The sequence below is a fragment of the Daejeonella sp. genome, assembly GCF_049655485.1.
In the GTDB taxonomy this organism is placed as follows: domain Bacteria; phylum Bacteroidota; class Bacteroidia; order Sphingobacteriales; family Sphingobacteriaceae; genus Daejeonella.
Genome location: NZ_JBASJU010000110.1, coordinates 1 through 1,777 on the forward strand (window position 1 = coordinate 1; position 1,777 = coordinate 1,777).

The following is a 1,777-nucleotide window of genomic DNA, read 5'->3' on the forward strand; positions in this document are numbered from 1 at the left end:
CGAGGGCTATTGGTACTTGGAACTCCCGGATCAGGTAAATCCTATTTCGCTATTCGGCATATCATTACGCAGCATATTACCAAGGGATTCAACATGTTCATTTACGATTTTAAATATGATGACCTGACCCGAATAGCTTATAACACCCTTTTGAAGAGTAGCAATCCAGCGAAGTTTTATGTAATCAACTTTGAAGATTTGTCGCGAACCCACCGTTGCAATCCCCTCGACCCGGAAAGCATGACCGATATAACCGATGCTACGGAAGCTGCCAGAACTATTATGCTTGGACTAAATCGGGAATGGATCAAGAAACAGGGAGATTTCTTTGTAGAATCACCAATTAATTTTGTGACCGGAATCATCTGGTATCTGAAAAAATACCGAAATGGAGTTTTTTGCACCCTACCTCATGTAATTGAGCTCATGCAAATTGAATACAAATATCTGTTCGAAGTTCTTAATCGCGAACCGGAAATAGAGGTTTTGATCAACCCATTCATCTCAGCATGGAAGAATGAAGCCTACGATCAGTTAGAAGGTCAGGTTGCTAGCGCTAAGATCAGTATGGCTAGATTATCTTCGCCTTCATTGTATTACGTGTTATCTGGCAATGACTTCACCCTTGATCTGAATAACCCGAAAGATCCCAAAATAATCTGTGTGGGTAATAATCCACAAAAACAGCAGGTTTATGGCGCAGTGTTGAGTCTATACATTTCAAGAATGATAAAACTGGTTAATCAAAAGGACAAACAGAAATGCAGCCTGGTATTCGATGAGTTTCCGACTATATATTTTAATCATATCGATACCCTAATAGCAACAGCCAGATCAAATAAAGTAGCAACGACACTGGCGGTGCAAGATTATAGTCAACTTAAGAAAGATTATGGACGTGAACAAGCTGAGGTAATTCTTAATATTATAGGGAACGTCATTTCAGGTCAGGTTACCGGCGATACCGCAAAGCAATTATCTGAGCGTTTTGGCAAAATTCAGCAGTCCAGGCAGAGCATATCAATAAACAGTTCAGAAACGTCTGTAAGCAGGTCGACTCAACTCGATTTTGCAATTCCAGCAGCAAAAATTTCTACCCTATCCTCCGGTGAATTTGTTGGGATGGTAGCTGATGACCCTCAAACTCAAATCGATCTAAAGATTTTCCATAACGAAATTATGAATAATCATAAAGCAATAAAAGATGAAGAGCAACGATTTAAGTCCATTCCCAAAATCCGAACCATCGATTCGGATTTGATTGAAGTAAACTACTACCAGATCAAGCAAGACATTCAAGAATTAATCGCGTCTGAACTTGGTTCAAACAATCATAATTCGCCCACTACCCAGCCCTCCGGCAGCTCTGGCAGTTCTGGCAAAATGAAAAATCTTCAGCTTTAACCCCGAAAACTGGAGCATGGTATGAATCTGTTGAAAGCGTGAAGACAGCTAAATCTCAGCTAACTAATATTCGTTGATGGTATAATTTTTGCAGTTTTTGTTTTTGCATCAACTGAGGTTCCTATGAAAAAAGCAGCATATGGTGACAAGGTATTAGTTAAAAACATACTTTCTAAGTCTTTCGACAAAAATCAAAGCGTTAATTATATCGCTCAACAGGATGAGTTAAGAGAAAAGAGAATTGCCGCCTTAATGGACTATTCTTTTGAAATTTGTTACAATTACGGGGACGTTTACTTATCTGAAGATAATAAAGCCTGTGCTTTAGTATTGTACCCCGACCGTAAGAAAACCACCTTCAAGTCAATTCTTG

Annotated in this window: 1 protein-coding gene and 1 pseudogene; both read left to right on the top strand. The window is 39.2% G+C overall.

Going from position 1 to position 1,777, the window contains the following annotated elements:
• On the top strand, positions 1–1,404 hold a 1,404-nt coding region (locus tag WBJ10_RS04665; RefSeq protein ID WP_424288366.1), incomplete at its 5' end, for a type IV secretory system conjugative DNA transfer family protein.
• A 123-nt stretch (positions 1,405–1,527) separates the two neighbouring features.
• Positions 1,528–1,777: pseudogene (locus tag WBJ10_RS04670) on the top strand (GNAT family N-acetyltransferase); the annotation flags it as partial.